Origin of the sequence: Streptacidiphilus sp. PB12-B1b, assembly GCF_014084125.1 — a bacterium.
Taxonomy (GTDB): Bacteria; Actinomycetota; Actinomycetes; order Streptomycetales; family Streptomycetaceae; genus Streptacidiphilus.
Genome location: NZ_CP048405.1, coordinates 5,748,072 through 5,772,942 on the forward strand (window position 1 = coordinate 5,748,072; position 24,871 = coordinate 5,772,942).

Here is a 24,871-nt window from a genome sequence, read left to right on the forward strand (position 1 = left end):
GTGTTGGTCAACCTGGTTGTCCAGGTCAAGGGAAGATCTAGACTGTGGTCATGTCCTCACGATCCGGCGCCGATCTCGCCCTGCTGCTCCTGGGCAGCTATCGCAATCTGGTGGACGAAGTGGTCCGGGAGCTGGCGACCCGGGGATACCCCGACGCCCGGCCGTCGCACGAGTACGCGATCCGGGCCATCCGAGCCGGCGCCGACAGCGCCTCGGACTTGGCCCGCAGACTCGCCATCACCAAGCAGGCCGCGGCGAAGACGATCGCCGCGCTCGTCGAACGCGGTTACGTCACCACCGAGACCGACCCCGCCGACATCCGCCGCAAGAACATCCGGATCACCGATCACGGGATCGGGCTGATCACCGAGAGCACGGCGATCTTCGACGAGGTGCGGGCCCGCTGGGAAGTGCGTCTGGGCGCCGCCGAACTCGCCGAGCTGGAAACGCAGCTCGCCCAATTCGTCGGCGACTCGCCCATCAACCTCGACGCTCCGGGCTGGGCGGCGGGACAGGAACTGCGCTAGGCGGTGTCGTCAAAGTGATCTTGGATACGGTGGATCATGGCAGAGTGATACGCCGTCATGAACTCACCGACGCCGCATGGGATCTGCGGAGCCCCTGCTGCCAAGGCCGACGAGGGGGCGTCCTCGGCTGGATGACCGGACGGTGCTGAACGGGATTGTGTGGAAGTTCCGGACCGGGGTGCCCTGGCGGGACGTGCCCGCGCGGTACGGCTCCTGGAGGACGCTGCACACGCGGTTCCGGCGCTGGGCCGGAGACGGAACCTTCGACCAGATGCTGCAACGCGATACGAGTGCCCCGGATCGGACGGGGCTTCACCCCGGGTGGTAGACACGGGTTTGTGTGGTTATGCGGCGAGTGCCAGGGTAGCTGACCGCTGCTGCTCGTAGGCGACGGGGCTGACCTGGCCGTTGGTGGAGTGGCGTCTGCGGGTGTTGTAGCGGGTCAGCCAGGCGAAGACGGTGTTCCTGCAGGTCGTGGGGGTGCCGTAGTCGTGGGCGCCCTGGAGCGTCTCGCGTTTGAGGGAGGCGTGGAAGCTCTCGCAGGCGGCGTTGTCCGCGCTGGTGCCCACCGCGCCCATCGACCGGGTGACGCCCAGGTCGGAGCACAGCTCGGCGAAGGCCCGGGAGCCGTACTGCGCCCCGTGGTCGCTGTGGAACACCGCGCCGTCCAGACCGCCGCGGCCCCGGGCCGCCATCCGCAGCGCGTCGGCGACCAGGTCGGTGCGCATGTGGTCCGCGATCGACCAGCCCACGACCTTGCGGCTGAAGCAGTCCAGCACGGTGGCCATTCTGTGGAATCTGTGACCTGTGGTTTCATCGTTGGGTGCCTTGTCGGACTTCGATGATGGGTAGCAGTCGGGAGGCGGTCGGTCGGTTCAGCTCGAGAGGGCTGGGGCCGGCGGGGGTAGGGGTCTCGGCGAGGCGGTCGAGGAGTGCGTCCAGAGCGGCCTGTCCGTCGTCGACGGCGGCGCGTTCGTCGTCGGTCAGCGGGATAGAGACGAGCATCCGCTGCAGGTTGGCCTTGGCTTCCAGGAGTTGGGCCTGGGTGGAGTCCTTGGGGGTGTAGAAGTCACAGCGTGCGCAGGCCATGCGGTGCTGGCACTGCTCGAAGAAGCTGTAGGTGCAGTAGCCGTGGCCGAGGTCGTAGTGCTGCCAGGGCACCCCGCCCGCGGCGGCGCCGGAGGCGACGGCGTCGCGGTCGACCAGGACCTCGATGGTCCGCAGGTTGCGGGAGAAGTACCCGGCTTCGGTGTAGGCCCTGGTCAGCGTGTTCGGGGTGATCTTCGCGTAGTGCTGGGTGCTGACCGGGCTGCGGTGGCCGAGCCATGCCTGCAGCTCGAAGAGGGTCATCGGCTCCTTGGCGTTGTAGAGCTGGCTGGCGATGGTGGATCGGGCCCGGTGGCTGGTGATGTTGCCGCGGACGTCGGCGGTGGGCACTCCGGCCTTCTCGCAGAGCGAGGGGATCAGGGTGCGGTTGATGTAGTTCTTCGCGACCGGGTGGGCTCGGATGGAGAAGAGCAGGTCGACGTGTTCGCTGGTCTTGGCATCGAGGCGCTTCGGCTGGGCGGGCCGCAGGGCCTGCCAGGCTTCGATGGCCTGGCCGACGATCGGGTCGACGGGCTTGGTGAAAGCGGTGTTGGTCTTGTTGACCGGGACGTCGAGCAGGCAGACGGCCTGGTCGGCCAGGACCTCGCGGGAGGCACCGTCGATGGGCTGTCCCTCGTGCTGCCAGCGGACGCAGCCGACCCGCAACCGGGAGATCTCATCGCTCCTCAGACCGGAGAACAGCCAGGTCAGTGCGAGCGAGCGGATCAATTCGAGGGGGTAGTAGCTGCCGGCGGAGGTGCCCGGCAGGTCCGGGGCCTGGAGGTTGAGCCCGGCCCACAACAGCTTGGCCCAGATCTCGTCGGCGATGACGCGGGGATCGGTGGCGATCAGCGCGGCGATGGTGCGGGGCACCGCCAGTGCCCGGGCGGTGTCGAACCGGCGGGGCATCCATTCCCATTCCTGCAGGTCACGCAGGAATGTGCGGGTGCCCATGAGGATGTGGGCCTTGGTGCGCGGGGCGATCGGATCGCCGAGGCGGTCGTGGAGGTGGTCACTGCGCTGGACGTAGTCGCCGACGGCCATCCTGTCGACCGCGGCGACCCAGTCCGCGCAGGTCGCCCGGGTCCAGTGGGCCGGATCGACGGCCTCGGGATGCTCGGCGGCCAGCCAGCGGCCGGCCTTGGCCATGTTCGTGCGGATGTTGTTGCGGACGTTCGCGGTCAGGACGGAGGTGTCGTACCAACGCTGCAGATAGCCCGACCACGGCTCGGGGACCCCGGCCAGGGTCGGGGCGTGGTTGAAGCCGGGGCGGACGGGGGCATGGCAGTGCCCCAGGTCGGCCAGGATCTTCTGCAGGGCAAAGAACCCGGACGCATACCGGGTGCCGGTGGCCGGGTGCGCCTGCAGGCGGGCGAACACCTCGGTGGTCAGGTCCTCCAGGCGAGGGCTGCGGTTGATCAGCAGGGCCTGGGCCAGGACCCCGGGCAGCCGGTAGCGGCCGTCGTCACGATTGTGGCTGCGGTATCCCCAGCGGTCCGCGACCACGGCGACCTCGCCCATCGCCGCCTCGATGGCTTCGGGGCCGAAGAGGAGCTGGGCCAGGTGGAGCCGGTTGAAGTGGCCCAGGTGCTGGAAATCGGTGAAGCCGCCGAGGAGATAGCCCAGGGAGATCAGGAACGGGCGGGTCGCAGTGTCTGTCGGGAGTTCCTGTGCTGTGCGGAACGCGGTGCTGCCGGTGGAGCACAACCGTGCCCAGTCCCAGGGTGTCCAGCCCCACCACGAGCGGTTCATTGCACGGCAGTTGGCCAAGACGACGGCCGCAGCCTGTGCCCCGGCCCGGCGAAGATTGACCTCATCGTCGTGGTGCAGGGCGTGAAGGGCCTGGTCGAGGGGGTCGACCAGGCGGGTCAGTGCTCTCCAGTGCACAGCGGTCCGTCGCGGGATGCCGCCGTGGGCCCGCTGACGACGCAGGGCCCGCAGGTCCAGCGCTGCCAGGGCGGCAGCCTCCTGGTCCAGCAGCCCCGGGCGCTGGTCGAAACGGTCCAGGGCGAACAACTGCGGCCGGCCGTCTGCGGCGACCGGGCCGGCGGCAAGCGGGCCGATCTTCGGCAGGGTCACCTCGCGTTCCTCTCCGTGCCGGTGAGCATCTCGATTCGCCAGGCGTGCAGATGCGACATCGAGGCGTTCAGCCGAGCCGACAGTTCACGGCCGGACAGATGGATGTAGCGCAGGGTCGACTCGGGGCTGCGGTGTCCGGCGAAGGTCGCGATCGCGTGCAGTTCCCAGCCCATCCGGGCCAGGTCCGTCAGGCACAGATGCCGGGTGGTGTGGGTGGAAAAGCGCGGCACCTCGGCGTCCAGCGCGATCCGGCGCACGACCTTCGACCAGGTCCACAAGGTCAGCGGCTGTGCCGCATTGCGGCGCGACTCCGAGAGGAACAGCGGTCCCCGGGCCCGCGACAGCGTGGCACGGTGGCGCAGGTACTCGCCCAGCAACACCCCGGTGGACGCCGAATAGGGCACCATCCGCTCCTGGCGGGTCTTGGTGGTCTCCGCCCGCACCCGCAGCATGCGGTGGGCCGGATCGATGTCGTCCGTCCGCAGCGAGCACAGCTCCTCCCGCCGAAGCGCCGCATCGTAGGCCACCGCCAGCATCAGCCGGTTGCGGATCGGCTCGGCCCGGAAGACGTCCAGGACCTGCAGCCACTCGGCCTCGGCCGGGATCCACGGCAGCTTGACCATGCGCGGCACCAGCCCCCGCGCGACCCCGGTGCCGCCTGCCCGCCCCGGTGTGTAGCGGCCACGGCCCACCGGATTCGACTCGCGCACCCCTTCCTCGACCAGGAAGTCGAAGAACAGCCTCACCGGCACCAGCCGCTGCTGCAAAGTGGCATTGGACAGACCCGCCCCCGAGTCCAGGGCCAGGACATTCGATCCGCCGCGACTTGGCCTGGTCCTCAACTCCCGTACAAAAGCAGCGATATGGCTCCGATTGACTCTCTCCGGATCGTTCCCGTCCCGCTCGCACGCCAGCAGGAACTCGCCCAGACCACGGGCGTACGCATCGATCGTCCGGGGCGCCCGGCCCAGGTCCGACCAGATCTGCAGCCACTCGGCCGCCCGCGCATGCCGGTCCAAGACCGGCCACTTCTCCGACAACACCGTCACGAACATGCTCAACGCGACAGCAGGCCCGCCGTGCCGCCCCAGACGGCAGATCCATCCGTCAGCGTGATTCCACGTAACTTATACGTACATCCGGGTACCGGTCAGGGTGCGGGTCTCCAGGAAGTCGCAGGCCAGCAGCGCATCAGCCTGGGAGCGCAGGAACGCCGCCCAGGTGGTGCGCTCCCGCTGCGGCGCGGGGTCGATGCCGTGCTCCCTCAAGATCTCCCAGACCGTGGAGGCGGCTACCTTGACGCCCAGGGCAGCGAGTTCGCCGTGGATTCTGCGGTAGCCCCACGAGCTGTTCTCCCGCGCCAGCCGCAGGACCAGGGCCCGGATCGAGCGCAGGGTACGCGGCCGGCCGGGGCGCTTGGGTGCACACGTCGGGGGTGTTCTTGAGTGGGGGTGGCCTGGTCGTCTGCGACGTTGCGCCTGCCGAGAATGCCATCCGCGCAGGTCAACCCCCATTGCAGTCGCTCTATGACGGCGCGGCATGATGGTCGTCCGTGCTACTCCGCTTCGCCTACCTGACCGCGGTCAACGCCTTCGCCGCTCTGCGGCTGCTGCCCATGAGCGACAAGGCCAAGGACGCCGAGATCCTGGCCCTGCGCCACCAGATCACCATCCTCGAACGGCAACTCGGCGCAGCGAAGGTCAGGTTTGCTCCCGAGGACAGGGCCTTCCTCGCCGCACTCCTCACGCCACTCCCCCGCAGCCTCCTGCGCCGGCTCCGCCTCGTGGTCCGACCCGACACCCTGCTGCGCTGGCACCGCGACCTGCTCAGGCGACGGCACGCGAACGCCTCACGGCCCAAACGCCCGGGCCGACCGCGCACCGTACGCTCCATCCGTGCCCTCGTCCTCCGGCTCGTCCGCGAAAACCCTTCGTGGGGCTACCGCAGGATCCACGGCGAACTCACCACGCTCGGCATCAAAATCGCTGCCTCCACCGTCTGGGAGATCCTCAAGGCCGAGGGCATCGACCCCGCTCCGGACAGGTCCTCGACCACCTGGGCCGACTTCCTGCGTTCCCAGGCCGACGCCCTGCTCGCCTGCGACTTCATCGAGACCGTCACCCTCACCGGCCAGCGCCAGTACATCCTCGCAGTCATCGCACACGGCACCCGGCGTGTACGCATCCTCGGCACGACCGCCCATCCCACCGCCGCCTGGGTCACCCAGGCAGCCAGGAACCTCGCAATGGATCTGGAGGACGCCGGCGCGAAGGTCAAATACCTGATCCGGGACCACGACGCGAAGTTCCCCGCCCTGTTCGACCAGGTCCTCGCCGACGCCGGCATCACCACCGTCCTCAGCGGCGTGCGCGTTCCCCGGATGAACTCCATCATGGAACGCTGGGTGCAGACCTGCCGCCACGAACTCCTGGACCGCACCCTCATCTGGAACGAGCACCACCTGCGCCACGCCCTACACGAGTTCGAAACCCACCACAACACCCACCGGGCCCATCAAGCCCTCGCCCAAGCAAGCCCGCTCCGCACAGCACCCGAACCGATCACCGATCCCGATCGCATCGCCCGACTCGACATACGCCGACACGACCGACTCGGCGGCGTGATCCACGAGTACCAACATGCCGCCTGAACTGCACGGATGGGGTTGTCGGCAGGCGCACCGTCGGACGAACGCGCATGCCGCCCGGGCACCGCTCATGGCCATCGCCCGGCCGACGATCCCCATCTCACTGTCCGTAGCAGCGATCTGGGCACGCCCAGACGGCTTCGTCAGCCTGACGACGACCGCCCAGAAGCGAACGGAATCGTTTCAGCCACGTCCTGCCGAATTCTTGCGCCGCGCCCCGGAAATCCGCCCGTGATGGCACCCGAATTCGCACATCCGTCTGCATTTTGCGTGCAGAGCGTGAGTCTCCGCGTGCCTCGTGTGACCGCCGTGGTCCCCAGATGGTCCCCAACCCCCCTGACCGGACCCCCGGCGCGCACTGTCCAAATCTGACGCCCAGTCACGCAAAAGCCCTCCGACCAGGACTTTCGTCCAGTCGAAGGGCTTTCGTACTCTGTCGGGACGACAGGATTTGAACCTGCGACCCCCTGACCCCCAGTCAGGTGCGCTACCAAGCTGCGCCACGTCCCGAGGCTGCGGTGCCTTGCGGCTTTGCGGCCTGTCCCCGGTCTCCCGGGCACAGGAAGAACAATACAGCACATGGGGCGGTGCTCGCGCACAGGTCGAGGGGGTGGGGGTGGGGACAGAGGGGCTGGTCAGGGGGTGGGGTGGCGGGAGTCGTAGCGGGCGAAGCCGGGGTAGCGGACGAGCAGGAGCAGCATGGCGGCGACGCAGGCGACGCCGCCGCTGACGGCCGAGAAGGTCGGGGTGGTGAGCTGGGCCACGGTGCCGGACTCGAAGTCGCCCAGGCGGGGGCCACCGGCGACGACCACGGTGAAGACGCCCTGGAGGCGGCCGCGCATGTCGTCCGGGGCGGCGGCCTGCATGATCGTGTTGCGGAAGATCATGCTGACGGTGTCGGCCGCGCCGGCGGCGGCCAGCAGCAGCAGGCCGAGCCAGAGGTGGCGGGAGAGCCCGAAGCCGGCGATGGACAGGCCCCAGACCATGACCGCGAGGATGACGGCGACGCCGTGCCGGTGCACGCGGCCGACCCAGCCGGAGAACAGGGCACCGAGCAGCGCGCCGACCGCCGGGGCGGCGGCGAGCAGGCCGACGGTGCCGGTGTTGCTGTGGTAGAGCACCACGGCGAGGGCCGGGAACAGCGCCCTGGGCATGCCGAAGACCATGGCCGCGAGGTCGGCCAGGAAGCTCATCCGCAGGTTGGGGCGGTCGCGCAGGAAGCGCAGGCCGTCCAGGACGGATGCGCGCGGCCGCCGGGCAGGCGCGGTGGGGTCGGACGGGTCGGCCGGCTCGGGGCGCATCGACGGCAGCCGCCACATCGCGTACAGCGAGGCGCTGAAGGCGATCGCGTCGACCAGGTAGGCGGCCTGGTAGCTCCAGATCTCGATGAGCAGGCCACCGAGCATAGGGCCGACGGTCAGGCCGAGGTTCATGCTGATCGTGGACAGGGCGTTGGCGGCGGGCAGCTGCTCGGCCGGGACCAGGCGCGGGACCATGGACGCCCGGGCCGGGGCGTTGAGCGCGAAGCAGACCGCCTGCAGGGCGACCACCGCGTACAGGACGCCGACCTGCCGGACGCCGAGGAACGCCTGCGTCGCCAGCCCGGCGGACAGGATGGCGAGGCCGGTCGCGCCGAAGAGGCCGAGCCGCCGCCGGTCCATGGTGTCGGCGATCGCGCCGCCGTACAGGCCGAAGATCACCAGGGGCACCAGCGAGCAGAGCCCGACCAGGCCGGTGGCGAAGGTGGAGCGGGTGAGCGCGTAGACCTGGATGGAGATCGCCAGGGCCGTCATCTGCTGGCCGATGGATGAGACGCTCTGGCCGAACCAGAGCCGACGGAAGTGGGCGCTGCTGCGGAGCGGGGTGACGTCGGCCAGCGCCGTGGCCGCCAGCCTGCGGAGTCCTCGGGGCGGGGACGGCAGCGTGGGCGTCAGCGAGACAAGGGATGAGTCGTACTGTTGGGATGATTCGGATCTTTGGGCGCGAGCAGTCTGCTGCGGGAGCCGGATATCCGGGATATCCGGGCCATCGACCTCGGCCTTCGCTTGGCGCTCGGATCCGGATATATCGGGACGACGGGGAGGCGGGGGCGGCGAAAGCTGGTCACTGGGCACGCAATATCCTCCCTCGCCGCCCCGCCGACGCCTCCTCCGGGGTCGTCTACTCAGGGGTCGGCCGGGGGCCGGGGCAGCCCCGAGGCCGGGGCCGCACCGGGCGCGGGGGATCAGTCCGGGATGCGGCGGAACAGGCCCTCCTGCATCACCGACACCACCAGCCGGCCGCTGCGGTCGAACAGCTGGCCGCGCGCCAGCCCCCGTCCGCCGACCGCCACCGGGGACTCCTGCTGGTAGAGCAGCCAGTCATCGGCGCGGAACGGGCGGTGGAACCACATGGCGTGGTCCAGCGAGGCCATGTCGAAGTGCCGCTTGCCCCACAGCGGCTCCACCGGCACCCGGACCGCGTCCAGCAGCGTCATATCGCTGGCGTAGGTCACCGCGCACGCATGGATCAGCGGGTCGTCGCCGAGCTCGCCGTTGGTGCGCAGCCAGACGGCGACGCTCGGTTCGACCCCGGCCAGCTCCTCCTGCGTCCAGCGGAGCCGCTCGACGTAGCGGAGGTCGAACGGCTGACGCCTGCTGATGAACGGCGGGATCTCCCCCAGCACCGAGCCGACCTCGTCCAGCGCGCTGGGCAGGTCCTCGGGGCCGGGCACCGGGGGCGCCGGGATCTGGTGCTCGAAGGGCGAAGGTTCCGGGAGGTGGAAATCGGCCGTCAGCGCGAAGATCGTCCGTCCCTGCTGGACGCCGAGCACTCTTCGGGTGGTGAAGGACCGGCCGTCCCGGATCCGGTCCACCTGGTAGACGATCGGCACGCCGGGGACGCCCGGGCGCAGGAAGTAGGCGTGCAGCGAGTGGACCGGCCGCCCGTCGTCGACGGTGCGGCCCGCCGCGATCAGGGCCTGTCCCGCCACCTGGCCGCCGAAGACCCGTTGCAGCGACTCCTCCGGGCTGCGGCCACGGAAGATATTGGTCTCGATTCGCTCCAGATCCAGCAGGTCGACCAGGTGGTCCACGGGATTGCCCATGCGATTCTCGCCCTTTCCATCTGCGTGTTCTCCCCCGTCGAACTCTGCGAACTCCTCAGCGAACTCCGCATCCCTGTGCGAACCCCGCTGCCGCCATTCTCCTCTTCCCCCGCCGGTTCCCGCCTGACAGGGCGTGACGGGCGCACCCGGCCAGGTCCGTACACAGGTGTGAGCCGCTCGTACGGGTGATGACCGTCCGACAGGTTTCTACTCAGGTCGGGCCTGGTCAACCGGTTGAGAACGACGTATGAACAGACTGCGCCGCTCCCGAATCGCGCGGCAGATCGTGTCAAAATGCGCCAGTGCCCTCTGTTTCTCCCGCCGACTCGGCCGACACGGCCGACACGGCCGCTACCGAACCGGTGGAACCCGCCACGGCTGCCGCGCCGCCCGCCGCTGAAAGCGACGACGACCGGCCGCCTGCGGGCAACCACGCGAAACAGCCCCTCCGCCGCGCGACGGACGCCGCGAACACGCTGAACACCGCGCCTGCGGTGAACACCGCGAACGCTGTGGACGTCGCGGCCATGGTGAACGCCGCGGCGGCCCTGAAGGCCGGGACCGCCGCCGCTGCCGCCCCGGCGAAGGCCGACGCCGACGCCGACGCCAGAGCCGAGGCCGGGGCCGACACCCGTGCCGAGGCCCGGGCCGAAACCGGGGCCGAAACCGCCGCCGACGCTGCGGAGGGCTCCGTCCGTGCTGCCCCGGCGCGGACCGCGGAGCCCGCCGCGCCCGGGAGCGCCCGCTGGGGCGGCCGGCTCCGGAGCTCGCTGACCACCGCCCGGCTGCGCAGCGTCGTGCGGCTGGTCGGCGCCGGTGAGACCACACCGGGCAGCCTGCGGCGTCCGCCCGCGCAGATGAACCGGATGCTCACCGTACTGGCCTGCTCCAGCATGCTCATCGGCGCGCAGGACATGTGGAACCGCACGGTCATCAACGAGCACAACCACGCCATCGTGGTCATGCTGTACTTCGGCTCGATCGTGGTGCTCGGCGTCCTGGCCCTGTCGGTGCGCACCCGGCGGGCGATGACGATAGTGGACGGGTCGGTCCTGCTGGTCGCCGCGCTGGAGTGCGTCAACCGCTTCTACACAGTCACCGCCGCCAAGCCGCCCAGCACGCTGAACTCGACCCACGTCTACTACGGCACGGACGAGGGCTCGCTGATCCACATGGCGGCCAGGACGCTGCTGCACGGCGGCCGCATCTACGGCACGCAGTGGCCGCAGATCTTCGAGATGTTCCATGTCGGCACCACGCCGCTGATGAACGGCGGCGCCGCCACCGGCCTGGACTATCCGCCGCTCGGCCCGATCTTCACGGCCCTGCCGATGGGCCTGCACCTGAGCCACCCCCGGCCGGGATCGCCGCGACGGCCATGCTGCTGCTGGCGTCGCTGGTGATGTTCCTGCTGCTGCCGGTCGCCTGGCGGCCGGTCGCGGTGATCGTCTGCTACGGCTTCGGCTGGCTGCCGAACTACGCGGAGATGGGCTACCCGGGCTGCATGGAGCTGCCGTTCCTGCTGGTCGTGGTCGCCTACTGGCAGCGCACCGGACGCGGCGGGCGGCTCGGGCGCTGGGGCACCGTCCAGGCGGTGTGCCTGGGGATCGCCTGCTGCCTGCACCAGCTGACCTGGTTCCTGGCCCCGTTCCTGGTGGTCGGGCTGTACCTGATCCGGCGCGGCGAGATGCCCGCCCGGGACGCGGCCCGGGTGGTGGGCCGCTACGTCGGCATCACCGCCGGGGTCGCCCTGGTGATCAATCTGCCCTTCATCCTGCAGGGGCCCAAGCCCTGGCTGCGGGGGGTGCTGGCGCCGATACTGCAGAAGGCGATCCCCAGCGGGCAGGGGCTGGTGGGCATCTCGTACTACTTCCGTTCCGGCAGCGGCAACCTCAGCCTGTACAGCGATGCGGGGCTGCTGCTCGGCGCGGCGATGCTGATCATGCTGGTGGTCTTCCCCCGGCGGCTGGGGCTGGCCGTCACGGTGATGCCCTGGCTGGTGTTCTACCTGTCCACGCGTTCGCAGGAGGACTACTTCGACCTGACCGTCCCGCTGTGGGTGATGGCCGCCGCGACCGTCAGCTCGGTCGAGTTCGACCGGGCCTGGCATCCGCGTCCCCGGCTGCTGCGCACCCGGACGGCGCGCACGCTGCTGGTGCCGCTGCTGCTCGCCCCGGCCATGCTGTCGCTGTTCGGCGCGGTCCTGACGCATCCGCCGCTGCGGATGCGGATCACCCAGATGGCCGGGAGCGCCGGCGAGGGCGTGCTCGCGCTCAGCAGCGACCTGCAGAAGCTGACGGTGGAGGTGACCAACACCTCCGGCGACCCGCTGAGCCCGCACTTCGCCACCAGCACCGGGGCGACCACCTCGGCGTACTGGCAGGTGCTGGCCGGGCCCGCGGTGATCGCGCCCGGGCAGAGCGCGACGTACGAGCTGGCCGCGCCGCTGAGCGGGGTCGGCGCGCCGGGCATCACCGACCGCATCCTGCTGCGCGCGGTGACGCCGGACCCGATGACGCTGTCCACGCAGCTCATCGGCATCGGCCCGGATCCGGAGACGGTGACGGCGCTCCAGCGGCAGGCGGCGAAGGAGCGGCAGGCGGCGGCGCAGGCGAAAGCCCGGGCCGTGGCCCGGGCGAAGTCCGGCGAGCGGCATCGCTCGTCGCGGAACGACCGGTCGGTCGAGGCCGGCGCGCGGTGATCCGGCCGGGGCGGCGCAGATCGGGATCGGGATCGGGATCGGCGCTCACGGGCGAGAGCGGTGCTCTGCCGCGAGAGTGCCGATCCGGTCTGCGACGCGAGCGCCATTCCGGGGCGAGAGCAGTGCTCACGGTCTGAACGGCAGCGCGGGCACCTCGAAGCAGTCGGTGTCCATGTCCGGCACCTGGGTGACCCAGGCGCCCCGGACACCCTGGACCGTCGCCGAGTCCTCCCAGCGGGCCACGTCCAGGCAGGCCCGCTGGAGGCCGGTCGGCGCGGGCCCGGCCGTGAAGCCGGTGGGAATCAGCAGCCCGTCGGCGTCGTACGGCTGCGGCCGCTCCATGAAGCTGTTGACGCAGGCGCGGTCCACCTCGCCGCCGCAGGACAGGGCCGCGTCTGCGAACCACTGCGCCGCCGCCCAGCCCTCCAGCTCCCACTGCGACATCAGTCCGGCCCGCGCCGGGTAGTAGAGCTGCATGGCCGCCCGGAACGCCGCCACCGCCGGGTAGCGGACGTCCTCGTAGTTGCGGCTGCCCGCGGTGGCCCACAGCACGTCCCGGCAGCCCGGGACGGCGGCGTAGTCCTGCGCCGTCTGCTGCGACCAGTTCTGGACGTTGGTCACCTTGGCGGCCACCGTGACCCCGTCCGCCGCCATGGCCTGGCACAGGCTGATGTTGCCCCGGGTGTCCATGGCGTCCATCAGCAGCTGCGTCCCCTGCGCCTTCATCCCGGCGGCGACGGCGGCGAAGTCGGGCAGGGCGAAGTCCACGGTCTCGCTCTGCACCTGGTAGCCGTCGGCGCGCAGCCCCTGGGTCAGCTCCGCCGCGTAGCGGGCCGAGTCCGCCTGGTCGTAGGCGACGACGGTGGCGCGGCGCAGGCCGAGCTTCTGCCGGAAGTACTGGTACACCTCGGTGGTCTGGTACTCGGTGCCGTTCCAGCCGGGTGACGCCCCGGTCCTGGGCTCCGAGCTGCCGTCGATCTGGTACAGGTACGGGTACTGGTCGTAGGCGGTGCTGATGGGTTCGCCGCCGATGTCGGGCACGTGCTGGGCGCTGACGTAGGCGGCTCCGGCGTAGTCGAGTTCGCTGCCGGCGACCAGGGCGACCACGTGGTCCTGGTCGATCAGCCGATGGACGCAGGTCTGGTTGCCTCCGCCGTCGCCGCTGTCGTCACAGGTCACGACGTGGATCTGGTGGCCGTCGAGGCCGCCCGAGGCGTTCAGGGCGCGGAAGTGGGCCAGCGCGCCGTACAGCGGTCCGCTGAAGGCGTCGACGCCGAGCGGGCTGGACACCGAGGTGACGATGCCGACGGTCACCGGCGGCCCGGCTGCGGACGCGGGCGCGCCCGCTGCTCCCCCGGCCGGGCCGCCGAAGTCGCGCGCGGGCAAGCGGCTGCCGCACCCGGCCAGCGGCAGCGCAGCGAGCAGCAGCACCGCCAGCACGGCCACCGCCCGCCGGGACGACCGGGCGCAGAGCAACCGACTGCGCCCGCGCCGCGCCCGGACCGGCCGGTTCAGGAGCATCCGGGGACGGCAGCGCCGCCGTTGTTCAGCTTGACCAGGCCGCACAGGGTGGCATCGGCCACCTGCCAGACCCCGCCGGCCAGCACCGACTTGCCCGCCGAGCCGGGCAGTACGGCCGCGCCGCTCTCGCACAGGTTGAACGTGACGTCGGCGGCCGCGGCTCCGGTGAAGTCGACGGCGGTGACGGTCACCGTGGCGGCGCTCGCCAGCTTGTTGCTGGCGAAGCCCTGCAGGACGGGCGCGAAGGCCGGACCGTTCTGCAGCAGCGCCAGCTTGGAGGCGGCGGGCGTGGCCGGGTCGAAGAACTTCTGGAAGGAGGTGGCGACGGCCGTGGCCGCCGAGGCGGTGTCGGCCGGGCCGCTGCCGCTGACGGTCGGGGCGATCACCGTGGTACAGGCGGCCGGAGCGGCGCCCGCCGTGGTCGGAGCCGCCGCAGCGGTCGTGGGCGCGGCGGGCGCGGTGCTGCTCGCGGCGGAGGCCGTGGACGTGGTCGATCCGCTGCTGCTGCACGCCGCCGCGAACAGCAGGACGGCCGCCGCACCCAGGCCGACCGCGCCGCGCCGCCGCACCACGGCCGCGAGCGGCGTCGCCGGATGCGCCGCCGCAGACCGCTGCGCCGAGCGCCGTGCACCCGCTGTCCTGGAATCTCTGGCCATGGAAGCCTCCCGCCGTCTCCACACTCAATCTGACTAACCGTCAGTTATGAATACGCTAGCGGCTCCTGCCGGAAGCAGAGCCGACTGTGCAGTCAATCGATGGCGGAATGTGACCCTCCGCTCAGCGTCGAGACCACCACGAGGATTCGCTGCAGCGGCATGGAGCCGGAGCGGCCCCTGTGCTTTCCTGAGGGGGGACCACCGGCGACGGGGGAGACGATGGCGAACACACGCGACGCCGCTCCACGCTCCCCGCGAGCACCGCGCGCTCTCGCCGCACGCACCCTCGCCGCCCTGCGCGACGTACGAGCCCTGCGCGCACGGCGGGTTGCCCGGGTGCGCACGGGCTGGATCGCGGTGGCACTCGGAGCCGGGCTGTGCTTCCTCGGCTGGTACGGCGTCTCCGGCGAGCGATACACCGCCCGGCAGCTCCCCTACCTGGCGTCCGCGACCGCGCCCGGCGTAGCGCTGCTGCTGGGCGGAACCATCCTGCTCGGCAACGGCGACGGGGACGCCCGATCACTCCAACAGGAAAGAATCCTGCGGCAGTTGGAGCTGCTGTACCGGCTGCTGACGGAGGCGGCGGCAGCGGACGCCCCGAGGGAGCCGACGGCGGAGCGGCCGCAGGCGGGCAGCGCGGCGACGGAGACAGCGAAGACGACGACGGCGGCGGCGGGCGCGGTGCTGTTCGCCGTACCCGGCGGCGGCACCTACCACCTGGCCGAGTGCCTGCTGCTCCAGGGCCGGGACGACCCGCAGCCCGCCGCTCCCGGCACGATCGTCCAACGCGCTCTGCGGCCGTGCCCGTTGTGCGAGCCGCCGTCCGCGCCGGAGGGGTGAGCGGTGACCGCCCCGCTCGCGTTGGAGCTGGCCGTCGCCGGGGTGGCCGTGGGCGGTGCCGCAGCCCTGTCCGGTATGGGCCTGGTCGCCTGCTACCGCACCACCGGAGTGCTCAACGTCGCCCAGGGCGCGATCGCCATGATCGTCGCCTATGCCCTGCGGCAGACTGTGGTGGTGTGGCACTGGCCGCGCGCCCTGGCCGCCCCCTGCTGCCTACTGCTGCTCGCACCCGGGCTCGGTGTGCTGCTGGACGTCCTGGTGTTCCGGCCGTTGCAGCGCCGCCGGGCCGGGGCCGGGGAGACCCTCGTCGCCGGGCTGGGCGTGTTCGTCCTGCTCATCGGCGTGGCCTACCTGGTCTGGGGCCCCACGCCGCGCGCGGACGCCCCCGCACTGCTGCCGCGACTGCGGATCGCCGACATGGGCGGGCTGGATCTGCAGCTCGACACCGTGGTGGAACTCGGGACCGTCCTGGTCCTGGCCCTGCTGGTGGGCGCCGTCACCCGCCGGACCCGCTTCGGGACAAGTCTGCGCGCCGTCGTGGACGACCGCCGCCTGGCCGAACTCGGCGGCCTGGACGCGGACATGGTCTCCTCGGTGGGCTGGGCCTTCGGCTCCTTCACCGCCGGGCTCAGCGGCGTACTGCTTGCGCCGAATCTGCAACTCGACCCGTACGGGCTGCCGTTGCTGGTCATGGAGACCATGGCCGTCGCCGTCCTCGCCGGGCTGCGCAGCCTTCCGGCGGCCATAGCCTCCGCACTGGCTCTCGGCGTGGCGCAGAGCGAGCTGACGCAAATTCATCTCACCGGTCTGGCGCAGCCCTTGGTGGAGTCGACCGGCGCCAACCTGTTCGTCCTGGCGCTGCTGTCGGCCGCGCTGCTGCCGCGCCTGCTGCCCTCGATCACGCGCGAGGAATACGAATCGGCACTGACCATACGTCAGTCATGGCCGATGAAAGCGGGATCGGGGCCGAGGGTCGCCCTCGTGACAGGCCTGGGCCTGCTGCTGCCGCTGGCGCTGCGCGCGGACGATCTGCGCGTCGCCCTCCACATGCCCGCGCTGGCGCTGATCCTGCTCTCCGTCGTGGTGGTCACCGGATATGCGGGTCAGATCTCGCTCGGCCAGGCCGGGTACGCCGGGTTGGGCGCACTGGTCACCGGAGTGCTGGCCGGCGGGGGCGTTCCGGGGCTGCCGCGCCTGCCCGGTCTGGTGGGGCTGGCTGCGGGCGTACTGCTCGCCGCGCTGCTGGCGCTACTGGTCGGGCGGCCGACGATCCACCGCAGAGGGCTCGCCCTGGCCCTGGCCACCTTCGCCGTGGGCACCGCACTGAGCCGACTCCTCTTCCAGCAGCCTTTTGCCGCAACCCGGTTGGCGCTGGACCGGACCGGGCTGATGGCCCACGACCGCGTCTTCTACCTGCTGGAACTGCTGCTGCTGGGCGCGGCCCTGCTGTTGGTGCGATCGCTGCACCGGGGCCGCACCGGGAGGGCGCTGGGGGCGGTGCGCGACCACGAACCGGCGGCAGCAGCCGCCGGGGTGGACGTCGCACGGGTCAAACTGCTGGCGTTCACCGTGGGCGCGGCCCTGGCGGCGCTCGGTGGCGGGCTGCTCGGGTTGGGGGTGCAGGCGTTCGACCCGGACAGCTTCGATCCGGTGTACGGGCTGATCTGGTTCGCCGCCGTGGTCGTCGCGGGCGCGGACAGCGCCCTCGGCGCGGTGCTGGCGGCGGCGGTCCTGACCGCCCTGGACGCCGCGAGCCTGCCCGGCGCCTCCACGGCGGCGATCGGCATCCTGGCACTCCTCCGGGGCTGGATTCCCGGGGTATATATGACAGACCATCAGTCCGCCGACGAGCGCCAGCAGCTGCGGCTCAGCCCGCTGGGACGCAGCCTGGCCGCCCGTATCGGTGGCGCTCCCCCGACCGCGAGCGGGCCGCTGCCACCGGGCGGCGGCACGTGAACCGCGGGCGCGCGTGAACGGCGGGGGCGGGCGGCTGACCGCGCGCGGGCTGGTGCGGCGCTTCGGCGGGGTCACCGCCGTGGACCAGGTCAGCCTCAGGGTCGTGCCCGGCCGGATCACCGCGCTGACCGGCCCCAACGGCGCGGGCAAGAGCACCCTCTTCGACTGCCTCAGCGGCGCGCAGCGCCCCGACGCGGGCCGGATCCTGCTCTCCGGGCGCGACATCACCCGACTCCCGGAGCACCGCCGGGCCCGGCTCGGGCTGGCCCGGACCTTCCAGCAGATCGCGGTGTTCCCCCGGCTCAGCGTCGCCGAGAACCTCCGCGTCGGCGCGGAGCAGGCGGGCCGCCGCCGCCCGGCCGAGGCGGGGAGCGCCGTGGAGCGCACGCTGGCCCTGCTCGGCCTGGCCGGGGTGCGCGACCGCCCGGCCTGGGCGCTGCCCAGCGGCACCCTGCGGCTGGTCGAACTGGGCCGCGCGCTCGCCGCCGACCCGGGCGTCCTGCTGCTGGACGAGCCCGCCGCCGGTCTGGACCGAGCCGAGACCCGGCGCTTCATGCTGCTGCTGCGGGCGTTGGCGGACGACGGTCTGGCCGTCCTGCTCGTGGAGCACGACCACGCGCTGGTCGACCGGTTGGCCGATGCGGTGCTGGTGATGGAGGACGGGCGGGCCCGGCGGCTCCCCGGCGCCGACGGGAGGCCGGACGGTGGCGCTTGAGATCAGCCTGGACCATGCCCGGGTCCACTACGGCCCGTTGGAGGCCCTGCACGGGGTGGATCTGCGGATTCCCTCCGGACGGCTGACGCTGCTGCTCGGCCGCAACGGCTCCGGCCGCAGCACCGTGCTGCACGCGCTCAGCGGTACCGTGCCGCTCTCCGCCGGGCGGGTGCTCTGGCACGGCGGCGCGTCCGGCGGAGCCGGGGAGGGCGCCGAGGGCACGGCATCAGGCGCGGGGCCGCGCGACATCACCCGGTGGGAGGCCTACCGCCGGGCGCGGTTGGGCATCTGCCTGGTCCCGTCCGGGCGCGCGGTGTTCCCCTCGCTGACCGTGGGCGAGCAGCTGGGCCTGGCCGGCCGCTCGCGGAAGGACGCGGCGCTGGCCCTCTTCCCGGAACTGGCACGGCTGTTGGGGCGTACGGCCGGACGGCTGTCCGGCGGCGAGCAGCAGATGCTGGCGTTGGCCCGGGCCTTGGCCGGTCCGGCCCGTCTGCTGCTGCTGGACGAGCCGGGGCGCGGCCTGGCCGAGCCGGTGGTGGCCCGGCTGCACGCAGCGCTGGCGGCGGCCGTGGCCGACGGGCGGACGGTGGTCCTGGCCGGTCAGGCGCTGCCGCCGGGGCCGGTGCTGCCGGATCTGGTCTGGGTGCTGCGCCAGGGCGCGGTGGTGTTCGCAGGCGAACCGGAGCGCGGCGCGCCCGCCGCCGCCGGGGACGGCCGCAGCGCGGCCCCTTGAGCAAGGGGGCCGCGCCAAAGCCGTGCTGACGGTGCATCAGCCGATGCTGAGGACCTGCCCGGGGAGGATCAGGTCGGCGTCGGAGCCGATGACGCTCGCGTTCTCGGCGTACAGCTTCTGCCAGTCGACGCCGTGGGCGGACGCGATCTCGCTCAGGGTGTCGCCGGACTTCACCGTGTAGGTGTCGCCGGAGGCGCTGTGGGTGGTCGCGGGGGCACTGCTGTGCACCGGCGCGCTGGACTGCACCGGGGCGCTGCTCTGCGTGCGGCTGTGGCTGCTCCGGTCGGCCGTGGACGAAACGGCGCGGGAGGAGTGGGAGTTGGAGTAACCGGAGGAGCTGGACGTGGTGCTCACGTCGGCGGCGGCGCCGCCCGAGGTGAGGCCGGCCCGGGGGCCGCAGACCGGCCAGGCGCCGGGGCCCTGCGAGGCGAGCACCTTCTCGGCGATCGCAATCTGCTGGCCCTGGGTGGCCAGGTTGGCGGTGGGGGCGTACTGGGTGCCGCCGTAGGCGGCCCAGGTGGACGCGGAGAACTGCAGGCCACCGTAGTAGCCGTTGCCGCTGTCGATCGACCAGTTGCCGGTGCTCTCGCACTGGGCGACGGCGTCCCAGGTGGAGACCGAGGCGGCGGACGCGGTGGTGGCGGTGACCAGACCTGCGACGGGGGCGGCGACGACCACACCGGTGACCAGAGCCGCACGGATGCGGCGGTTGCGCTTGCTGCCACCGTCGTTGGCGGTGGTGGTGGTGCGGGCGGCGTCGTTCTCGCGGCGGAAGATCATTTAATCCCTCTCTACAGCCCCGGACGGCAGGGTGAAGGGCGCGCTCGGCGCGCTTCGCCTCACTGCTGCGTTGCGCGGGACGGCTCGGTTCACGCTGACGCGCTCCGGTCCGTCCCGGCGCCCCCCACTCGCCACCGGCCCCTGGCAGGCGGCGGGCACGTTCTCGTGGACAAGCCGAGACCGTGCGGAGGAGGGCGAACCCGGGTGGTGCTCGTTGCACCGATGTCTGAACGTAGGCAACGGATCGCGCGCTGACAAACAGTTCAGCGACATCGCAGGTCAGATGGAGGTTACCGCGGGTATCGATCGAGGAATTCCGGGAATATAAGCGACATTTGACGTCTTTGCACCACCACCGCCGACGCCCTGCGTGACCTGCGCCACACAAAAGTACGGGTGAGCCATCCCACACCGTCGACCATCAGTGACGATGTGCCAGCCGAAAGTAGCCGTCGATCTTGGACTCCGGTGACTCGATCGTCGTCAACCGTGACCCGGAGCACACCTGGTCCGTTTGTCATCACGGCTGAGGCAGTCCCGCCCTCGGCCCCCGCTCGCGCAACCCAAGGAGTCTTCGTGCCGCGCTTGATCGATGTCAGCGACGAGGTCCGTGCCGAGATCGGTGACGACGAGGCCGACCGCCTGCTCACCGGGGCGACAGCCCCCGACCGGTACGACTGCACATCCTGCCGGGCTCCCGGTGACGCGACCCTCGACCCGACCGCGACCGTCCTGTTCGTCGGCGAGGAGACGGCGGTGCTCGCCTTCGCGCACTCCCGCTGCATCCCCTCCCAGGTGGTGCCGGTCGCGGAGGAGCAACTCCTGGGCGCGGTACGCAGTATCAACCAGGCGCCCGGGGAGCCCATGGACGCGTACCAGGCGCCCGGGCAGTACGCCGCCCCGGCCCCCGCGCCCGGGCCGGTCCCGGCGCAGCCCGCCGCCGTGGAGACCACTGCGGCTGTCCTCGGCGTCACCTGCGGGCTGGTGCTGTGCAAGTACGGCCCGCACGCGGGCAGTCCGCGCGCCGCGCTGGTGGTGGAGCCGACCGGGCCGGTGGGACGCCCGGGCAGCGCCACCGGGCGGGACCATTTCGCCGATCTGCTGCTCGAGCACGGCTTCGCCCAGGTCGCAGACGTCAACCAGCCGCCCGCCGAACTGCGCGGCTGGTCCGTGCTGATGGCGATGGGCCAGCTGCACGCGGTGCTGCAGCCCTCGCAGGGCGGCAGCACGATCGCCTGGTGGCAGGCGCACCAGCCGCTCCAGGTCACCGACGCCTGGCGGTCGGCCGCCAGCAACCAGGGCGAGGTGATCATGTTCGCCGCACCGGCCGGCAGCATCGGCCGCCAGCCCCGGGAGGACCTGCTGCGCCAGGCCCTGGACAGTGCGGCCCGGCGCGGGCTGCTGCTCGGCGCGGTGCTGCCGCTCGCGGGCACCTGACCCGGCACCACCGGCACCGCCGGTACCGGCATGGAGCGGGGGGCGGGCGTGAGGGTGCACGGCGTGAGGGTGCACGGCGTATGAGTGCCGGGTGTGAACGCCGGACCGCAGCGCCCCCGGCCGCATCCCGGCGGGCGGCCGGTCGTTGGCCATGGTGTGCAGACCTACGACACCTTCCTCCCCCGCGCCGCACCGCCGACTACCCGCCCCCGTACCCGTCGGCGGCAGCGCCCGGGCCGGACGCCCCGGGCCCGGCGCAGCACATCCCGGCCATGCGCCCGGCGTACGAGGGCGAGCCCTCGGCCACGCCGATCTTCGACGCGCTCTACTCGGAGTTCCGGCGGCGCTTCCGGGCGCTGCCGGGCGACCGCGAGGGCGAGGAGGGGCTGCACTTCACCGGTTTCGGATACTACGGCAGCGCCACCGGCTACGGCCCCTGGGAGCTGGCACCGGCGTACGCCGCCCCGGGCCACCCCCAGGCACAGCCCCCGGCGCCCGCGTACGGCAGCGGGCACGCGGGCGGCTACAGCGGCGGGCAGGCGGCCGGGTACGGCCTGAGCGGGCGCCACCGCGGCTACCTCTCGCTGCCGCCCGGCCAGGGCTGAGCGCATCACGCAGACAGGCCCCGACGCACGCGCGTCGGGGCCTGCCTGCTGTCTCCGGCGGCTGCGGCCGGGGCTACTTGCGTCCGCGCTTCTCGCGCACCCGGACGCTGATGGCGATCGGGGTGCCGACGAAGCCGAACTCCTCGCGCAGCCGGCGCTCCACGAAGCGGCGGTATCCGGCCTCGATGAAGCCCGAGGCGAACAGCACGAAGCGCGGCGGCTTCGAGCCGGCCTGGGTGCCGAAGAGGATGCGGGGCTGCTTGCCGCCGCGCACCGGGTGCGGGTGGGAGGCCACCAGCTCGCCGAGGAAGGCGTTCAGCCGGGCGGTGGGGATGCGGGTCTCCCAGCCCTCCAGCGCGGTCTCGATCGCCGGGACCAGCTTCTCCATGTGACGGCCCGTCAGCGCGGAGACGTTGACCCGGGGCGCCCACTGGACCTGCACCAGGTCCTGCTCGATCTCCCGCTCCAGGTAGTAGCGGCGCTCCTCGTCGATCTGGTCCCACTTGTTGTAGGCGACGACGACGGCGCGGCCGGACTCCACGGCCATGCTGATGATCCGGGTGTCCTGCTCGGCGATGGTCTCGCTGGCGTCGATCAGGACGACCGCGACCTCCGCCTTCTCCAGCGCGGCGGCGGTGCGCAGCGAGGCGTAGAAGTCGGCGCCCACGGTGTGGTGCACCCGGCGGCGGATGCCGGCCGTGTCGATGAACTTCCAGGTCTTGCCGCCGAGCTGGATCAGCTCGTCGACCGGGTCGCGGGTGGTCCCGGCCATCTCGTTGACGACGACCCGGTCCTCCTTGGCGACCTTGTTCAGCAGGCTGGACTTGCCGACGTTGGGGCGGCCGATCAGCGCGACCCGGCGCGGGCCGCCGATCGGCTCGCCGCCGAAGGTCTGCTCGGGCGCGGGCGGCAGCTTGGCGAGGATGGCGTCCAGCAGGTCGCCGGAGCCTCGGCCGTGCAGCGCGGAGACGCAGTAGGGCTCGCCGAGGCCGAGCGACCACAGCATGGCGGCATCGGCCTCGCCGGCCAGCCCGTCCACCTTGTTGGCGCACAGCACCACCGGCTTGCCGGACTTGCGGATCAGCTTGACCAGGGCCTCGTCGGTGTCGGTCGCGCCGACGGTGGTGTCCACGACGAAGAGCACCGCGTCGGAGTTCTGGATGCCCAGCTCGGCCTGGGCGGCGACCATGGCGTCCAGGCCGAAGACGTCGATCTCCCAGCCGCCGGTGTCGACCAGCTTGAAGCGGCGGCCGTTCCAGGTGGCCTCGTACTCGACGCGGTCGCGGGTGACGCCCGGCTCGTCCATGACGACGGCCTCGCGGCGGCCGATGATCCGGTTCACCAGGGTCGACTTGCCGACATTGGGGCGGCCGACGACGGCCAGCACCGGCATCGGGCCGAGGTCGTCCAGGTTGCCGATCTCGTCGGCGTCGAAGCCCTCCTCGGCCGCCAGCTCCAGGAACTCGGCGTAGTCCGCCGCGTCCAGCCCGTCGTTGCCGACGTTGCTGTCGTCGATCTCGTTGCTCATGTACCCGTGCCAACTCTCGTTCGTCGTCGCCCAGGGGGGCGCTCAAAGCTCAATGGGGGTGCGGCCGCTCAGGGGGGCGCGGCCGCGCGGCCGGTCAGCGGGCCGGGACGGCGGCACGCTCGCGCACCAGGTCGATGATCCGGCCGATGACCTCGTCCGGGGACATCTCGGTGGTGTCGACCTCGACCGCGTCGGCGGCCTTGGCCAGCGGCGAGGCCGCGCGGCCGGAGTCGGCGGCGTCCCGCCGCTCGATGTCCGCGTGGATCTCGGCGATGCCGGCGGGGTCGGCCACGCCCAGCTGCGCGGCCCGCCGGACGGCCCGGATGCTCGCCGAGGCGGTCAGGAAGACCTTGAGGTCGGCGTCGGGGAAGACCACCGTGCCCAGGTCGCGGCCCTCGGCGACGATCCCGACCGGCGCGGAGGCGGCCGAGCCGCGCTGCAGCTCCACCATCCGGACCCGTACCTCGGGCACCGCCGACACGGCGCTGACCGCCGCCGTCACCTCGGAGCCCCGGATCGGCCCGGAGACGTCCCGGCCGTCCACGGTGATGGTGGGCCCGGCGGCGTCGGTGCCGGAGCGGATCACGGGCTTGGCCGAGGCCACCGCGACGGCCTCGGGGTCGTCGACGTCGACGCCGTTCTGCAGCAGCCAGTAGGTCATCGCCCGGTACATCGCGCCGGTGTCGAGGAAGCTGAGGCCCAGCCGGGCGGCGATCTCGCGGGAGACGGTGGACTTTCCGGTGCCGGCGGGGCCGTCGAGGACGACGATCACCGGGGCATCCGAGCGGTCGGCTGTTTCCACGGTGGAGGTCCTTCTCTGTGGCGTGGCGGCAGGGGTCACCCACAAGGTTACCGGTCCGTGCGGACCCTCCATCCCCGTTCCTTCAGCGCATCGCTCAGAAAGGCCGCGGACGCGGGCGCGACCATCAGCTGCACCAGGCCGGCCTGCTGCCCGGTGGAGTGCTCGATCAGCACGTCCTCGATGTTGACCCCGGCCCGTCCGGCCTCGGCGAACAGCCGCGCGAGCTCGCCCGGCTGGTCGCCGATGAGCACGGCCACGGTCTCGTAGCGGGTCGGCGGCGCTCCGTGCTTGCCGGGGATCCGGGAGCGGCCCGCGTTGCCGCGGCGCAGCACGTCCTCGACGGTGGTGGCGCCCTCGCGGCGCTTGCCCTCGTCGGCGGCCTCCAGCGAGCGCAGCCCGGCGACGGTGCCGAGCAGGTCGGCGGCCAGCTCCTCCAGGATGTCGGCGACCACTCCGGCGTTGGCGCTGAGGATCTCCACCCACATCCTCGGGTTGGAGCCGGCGATCCTGGTGGTGTCCCGGATGCCCGGCCCGGCCAGCCGGACGGCGCTCTCCTCGGCGTGCTCCAGCCGGGCCGCGACCAGGCTGGCCAGCAGCTGCGGGGTGTGCGAGACCAGGGCGACGGCGCGGTCGTGCGCGGCGGCGTCCATCACCACCGGCACGCCGCCGCAGAGCGCCACCAGCTCCAGCGCGGCGTTCAGGGTGTCGGTGTCGGTGTCCGGCGTCGGGGTCAGCACCCAGGTCCGGCCCTCGAACAGGTCGGCGCGGGCGGCCAGCGGGCCGGTGCGCTCGGCCCCGGCCATCGGGTGGCTGCCGATGTAGTGGACGGTGTCGCAGCCCAGCGCGGCGATGTCCTGGCGCGGCCCGGCCTTGACGCTGGCGACGTCGGTGTAGCAGCGGGCCAGGCCGTTCCGCTGGGCGTCGGCCAGCACGGAGGCGATCAGTGCCGGGGGGACGGCGATGATCGCCAGGTCGACCGGGCCGTCGGGCTCGTCGGTGGTGCCGGCGCCGAGCGAGGCGGCGGTCCGGGCGGCGTCGGGGTCGGCGTCCCGCAGGTGCACCGTTATCCCGCGCGCGGTCAGGGCGAGCGCTGCGGAGGTGCCGATCAGTCCGGTGCCGATCACGGCGGCAGTGCGCATGGCGGGCTGTGTCCTTTGCTGAGGCGTCCGGTGC

At 72.1% G+C, this 24,871-nt stretch carries 20 protein-coding genes, 1 tRNA gene and 3 pseudogenes; 11 read left to right on the top strand and 13 right to left on the bottom strand.

The genetic code is table 11. The features are described 5' to 3' along the window. Positions 1-50: 50 nt before the first annotated feature. Together GXW83_RS24835 and GXW83_RS24840 are read left to right on the top strand one after the other, a co-directional pair. The gene (locus tag GXW83_RS24835) at positions 51-527 is read left to right on the top strand and encodes a MarR family winged helix-turn-helix transcriptional regulator (protein WP_033532175.1); all 477 of its coding nucleotides are present in this window, start codon (positions 51-53) and stop codon (positions 525-527) included. A 76-nt stretch (positions 528-603) separates the two neighbouring features. Next, positions 604-804: pseudogene (locus GXW83_RS24840) on the top strand (transposase); the annotation flags it as partial. Positions 805-871: 67 nt separating this feature from the next. On the opposite strand, the pseudogene GXW83_RS24845 reads toward GXW83_RS24840, so the two are convergent. From GXW83_RS24845 to GXW83_RS24860, 4 genes and pseudogenes are all read right to left on the bottom strand, one after another. Continuing rightward, a pseudogene (locus tag GXW83_RS24845) lies at positions 872-1,387 on the bottom strand (IS3 family transposase); the annotation flags it as partial. After that, on the bottom strand, positions 1,341-3,692 hold the full coding sequence (locus GXW83_RS24850; RefSeq protein ID WP_225446702.1) for a site-specific integrase: 2,352 nt from the start codon (positions 3,690-3,692) through the stop codon (positions 1,341-1,343). The gene GXW83_RS24850 and the pseudogene GXW83_RS24845, both read right to left, overlap by 47 nt. After that, on the bottom strand, positions 3,689-4,747 hold the full coding sequence (locus tag GXW83_RS24855) for a site-specific integrase (protein ID WP_182441214.1): 1,059 nt from the start codon (positions 4,745-4,747) through the stop codon (positions 3,689-3,691). Before GXW83_RS24855 ends, GXW83_RS24850 begins: the two co-directional genes overlap by 4 nt. Before the next feature lie 75 nt (positions 4,748-4,822). Further along, positions 4,823-5,176: pseudogene (locus tag GXW83_RS24860) on the bottom strand (IS3 family transposase); the annotation flags it as partial. A 68-nt stretch (positions 5,177-5,244) separates the two neighbouring features. Between GXW83_RS24860 and GXW83_RS24865 the strand changes: the two are divergent. Continuing rightward, complete coding sequence (locus tag GXW83_RS24865; protein ID WP_034090758.1) at positions 5,245-6,342, top strand: integrase core domain-containing protein; 1,098 nt, start codon at positions 5,245-5,247, stop codon at positions 6,340-6,342. A 433-nt stretch (positions 6,343-6,775) separates the two neighbouring features. On the opposite strand, the gene GXW83_RS24870 is transcribed toward GXW83_RS24865, so the two are convergent. The 3 genes from GXW83_RS24870 to GXW83_RS24880 all read right to left on the bottom strand — a co-directional run bounded on the left by GXW83_RS24870 (position 6,776) and on the right by GXW83_RS24880 (position 9,424). Next, a tRNA-Pro gene (locus GXW83_RS24870) sits at positions 6,776-6,849 on the bottom strand. A 125-nt stretch (positions 6,850-6,974) separates the two neighbouring features. After that, positions 6,975-8,273, bottom strand: coding sequence for an MFS transporter (locus tag GXW83_RS24875; RefSeq protein ID WP_182447537.1), 1,299 nt, complete (start codon positions 8,271-8,273; stop codon positions 6,975-6,977). A 290-nt stretch (positions 8,274-8,563) separates the two neighbouring features. Then, entirely contained in the window at positions 8,564-9,424 is an 861-nt protein-coding gene (locus GXW83_RS24880; protein ID WP_182445287.1) for an acyl-CoA thioesterase II, read from the bottom strand. A 302-nt stretch (positions 9,425-9,726) separates the two neighbouring features. Here GXW83_RS24880 and GXW83_RS24885 point away from each other — a divergent pair, with 302 nt between their 5' ends. Then, a complete protein-coding gene (locus GXW83_RS24885) occupies positions 9,727-10,827 on the top strand; it encodes a hypothetical protein (protein ID WP_182445289.1) in 1,101 nt (366 codons plus the stop codon). After that, positions 10,803-12,125, top strand: a complete 1,323-nt coding sequence (locus tag GXW83_RS24890; protein ID WP_182445291.1) for a hypothetical protein — start codon at positions 10,803-10,805, stop codon at positions 12,123-12,125. The genes GXW83_RS24885 and GXW83_RS24890 overlap by 25 nt, the downstream gene beginning before the upstream one ends. A 126-nt stretch (positions 12,126-12,251) precedes the next feature. On the opposite strand, the gene GXW83_RS24895 is transcribed toward GXW83_RS24890, so the two are convergent. Together GXW83_RS24895 and GXW83_RS24900 are read right to left on the bottom strand one after the other, a co-directional pair. Further along, positions 12,252-13,646: an ABC transporter substrate-binding protein gene (locus tag GXW83_RS24895; protein ID WP_182445292.1), complete on the bottom strand. Its 1,395-nt coding sequence runs from the start codon at positions 13,644-13,646 to the stop codon at positions 12,252-12,254. Continuing rightward, positions 13,637-14,302, bottom strand: coding sequence for a hypothetical protein (locus tag GXW83_RS24900; protein WP_182445294.1), 666 nt, complete (start codon positions 14,300-14,302; stop codon positions 13,637-13,639). The genes GXW83_RS24895 and GXW83_RS24900 overlap by 10 nt, the downstream gene beginning before the upstream one ends. A 219-nt stretch (positions 14,303-14,521) precedes the next feature. Between GXW83_RS24900 and GXW83_RS24905 the strand changes: the two genes are divergently transcribed. From GXW83_RS24905 to GXW83_RS24920, 4 genes are read left to right on the top strand one after another with little or no spacing between them, the layout of a single operon-like run. Next, on the top strand, positions 14,522-15,142 hold the full coding sequence (locus GXW83_RS24905; protein ID WP_182445296.1) for a hypothetical protein: 621 nt from the start codon (positions 14,522-14,524) through the stop codon (positions 15,140-15,142). 3 nt (positions 15,143-15,145) lie between these two features. Continuing rightward, on the top strand, positions 15,146-17,098 hold the full coding sequence (locus tag GXW83_RS24910; RefSeq protein ID WP_225447232.1) for an ABC transporter permease: 1,953 nt from the start codon (positions 15,146-15,148) through the stop codon (positions 17,096-17,098). A 13-nt stretch (positions 17,099-17,111) separates the two neighbouring features. After that, positions 17,112-17,813, top strand: coding sequence for an ABC transporter ATP-binding protein (locus tag GXW83_RS24915; protein WP_182445298.1), 702 nt, complete (start codon positions 17,112-17,114; stop codon positions 17,811-17,813). Continuing rightward, complete coding sequence (locus tag GXW83_RS24920) at positions 17,803-18,546, top strand: ATP-binding cassette domain-containing protein (RefSeq protein WP_182445300.1); 744 nt, start codon at positions 17,803-17,805, stop codon at positions 18,544-18,546. Before GXW83_RS24915 ends, GXW83_RS24920 begins: the two co-directional genes overlap by 11 nt. 36 nt (positions 18,547-18,582) lie before the next feature. On the opposite strand, the gene GXW83_RS24925 is transcribed toward GXW83_RS24920, so the two are convergent. Further along, positions 18,583-19,326 (bottom strand): transglycosylase family protein, encoded by a 744-nt coding sequence (locus GXW83_RS24925; RefSeq protein ID WP_182445302.1) that lies wholly within the window; start codon positions 19,324-19,326, stop codon positions 18,583-18,585. A 576-nt stretch (positions 19,327-19,902) separates the two neighbouring features. Between GXW83_RS24925 and GXW83_RS24930 the strand changes: the two genes are divergently transcribed. Next, the gene (locus GXW83_RS24930; RefSeq protein WP_182445304.1) at positions 19,903-20,763 is read left to right on the top strand and encodes a hypothetical protein; all 861 of its coding nucleotides are present in this window, start codon (positions 19,903-19,905) and stop codon (positions 20,761-20,763) included. Positions 20,764-21,035: 272 nt separating this feature from the next. Continuing rightward, entirely contained in the window at positions 21,036-21,368 is a 333-nt protein-coding gene (locus tag GXW83_RS24935; protein WP_182447751.1) for a hypothetical protein, read from the top strand. 73 nt (positions 21,369-21,441) lie between these two features. Here GXW83_RS24935 and der read toward each other — a convergent pair whose 3' ends face one another. The 3 genes from der to GXW83_RS24950 form a co-directional block, all read right to left on the bottom strand. Continuing rightward, positions 21,442-22,896 carry a ribosome biogenesis GTPase Der gene (gene der / locus GXW83_RS24940; RefSeq protein ID WP_182445306.1) on the bottom strand — a complete coding sequence of 485 codons (1,455 nt, stop codon included), beginning with the start codon at positions 22,894-22,896 and terminating at the stop codon, positions 21,442-21,444. Between the two features lie 94 nt (positions 22,897-22,990). Beyond that, positions 22,991-23,698 (bottom strand): (d)CMP kinase, encoded by a 708-nt coding sequence (cmk, locus tag GXW83_RS24945; RefSeq protein ID WP_225447233.1) that lies wholly within the window; start codon positions 23,696-23,698, stop codon positions 22,991-22,993. 47 nt (positions 23,699-23,745) lie between these two features. Beyond that, complete coding sequence (locus GXW83_RS24950; RefSeq protein ID WP_182445310.1) at positions 23,746-24,837, bottom strand: prephenate dehydrogenase; 1,092 nt, start codon at positions 24,835-24,837, stop codon at positions 23,746-23,748. Positions 24,838-24,871 lie beyond the last annotated feature (34 nt).

Coding starts and splice junctions, on each gene's coding strand:
- GXW83_RS24925 (WP_182445302.1), bottom strand. CDS start 19,326: ATGATCTTCCGCCGCGAGAACGACGCCGCCCGCACCACCACCACCGCC.
- GXW83_RS24950 (WP_182445310.1), bottom strand. CDS start 24,837: ATGCGCACTGCCGCCGTGATCGGCACCGGACTGATCGGCACCTCCGCA.
- GXW83_RS24900 (WP_182445294.1), bottom strand. CDS start 14,302: ATGGCCAGAGATTCCAGGACAGCGGGTGCACGGCGCTCGGCGCAGCGG.
- GXW83_RS24835 (WP_033532175.1), top strand. CDS start 51: ATGTCCTCACGATCCGGCGCCGATCTCGCCCTGCTGCTCCTGGGCAGC.
- GXW83_RS24895 (WP_182445292.1), bottom strand. CDS start 13,646: ATGCTCCTGAACCGGCCGGTCCGGGCGCGGCGCGGGCGCAGTCGGTTG.
- GXW83_RS24905 (WP_182445296.1), top strand. CDS start 14,522: ATGGCGAACACACGCGACGCCGCTCCACGCTCCCCGCGAGCACCGCGC.
- GXW83_RS24855 (WP_182441214.1), bottom strand. CDS start 4,747: ATGTTCGTGACGGTGTTGTCGGAGAAGTGGCCGGTCTTGGACCGGCAT.
- GXW83_RS24890 (WP_182445291.1), top strand. CDS start 10,803: ATGCTGCTGCTGGCGTCGCTGGTGATGTTCCTGCTGCTGCCGGTCGCC.
- der (WP_182445306.1), bottom strand. CDS start 22,896: ATGAGCAACGAGATCGACGACAGCAACGTCGGCAACGACGGGCTGGAC.
- GXW83_RS24880 (WP_182445287.1), bottom strand. CDS start 9,424: ATGGGCAATCCCGTGGACCACCTGGTCGACCTGCTGGATCTGGAGCGA.
- GXW83_RS24935 (WP_182447751.1), top strand. CDS start 21,036: ATGCGCCCGGCGTACGAGGGCGAGCCCTCGGCCACGCCGATCTTCGAC.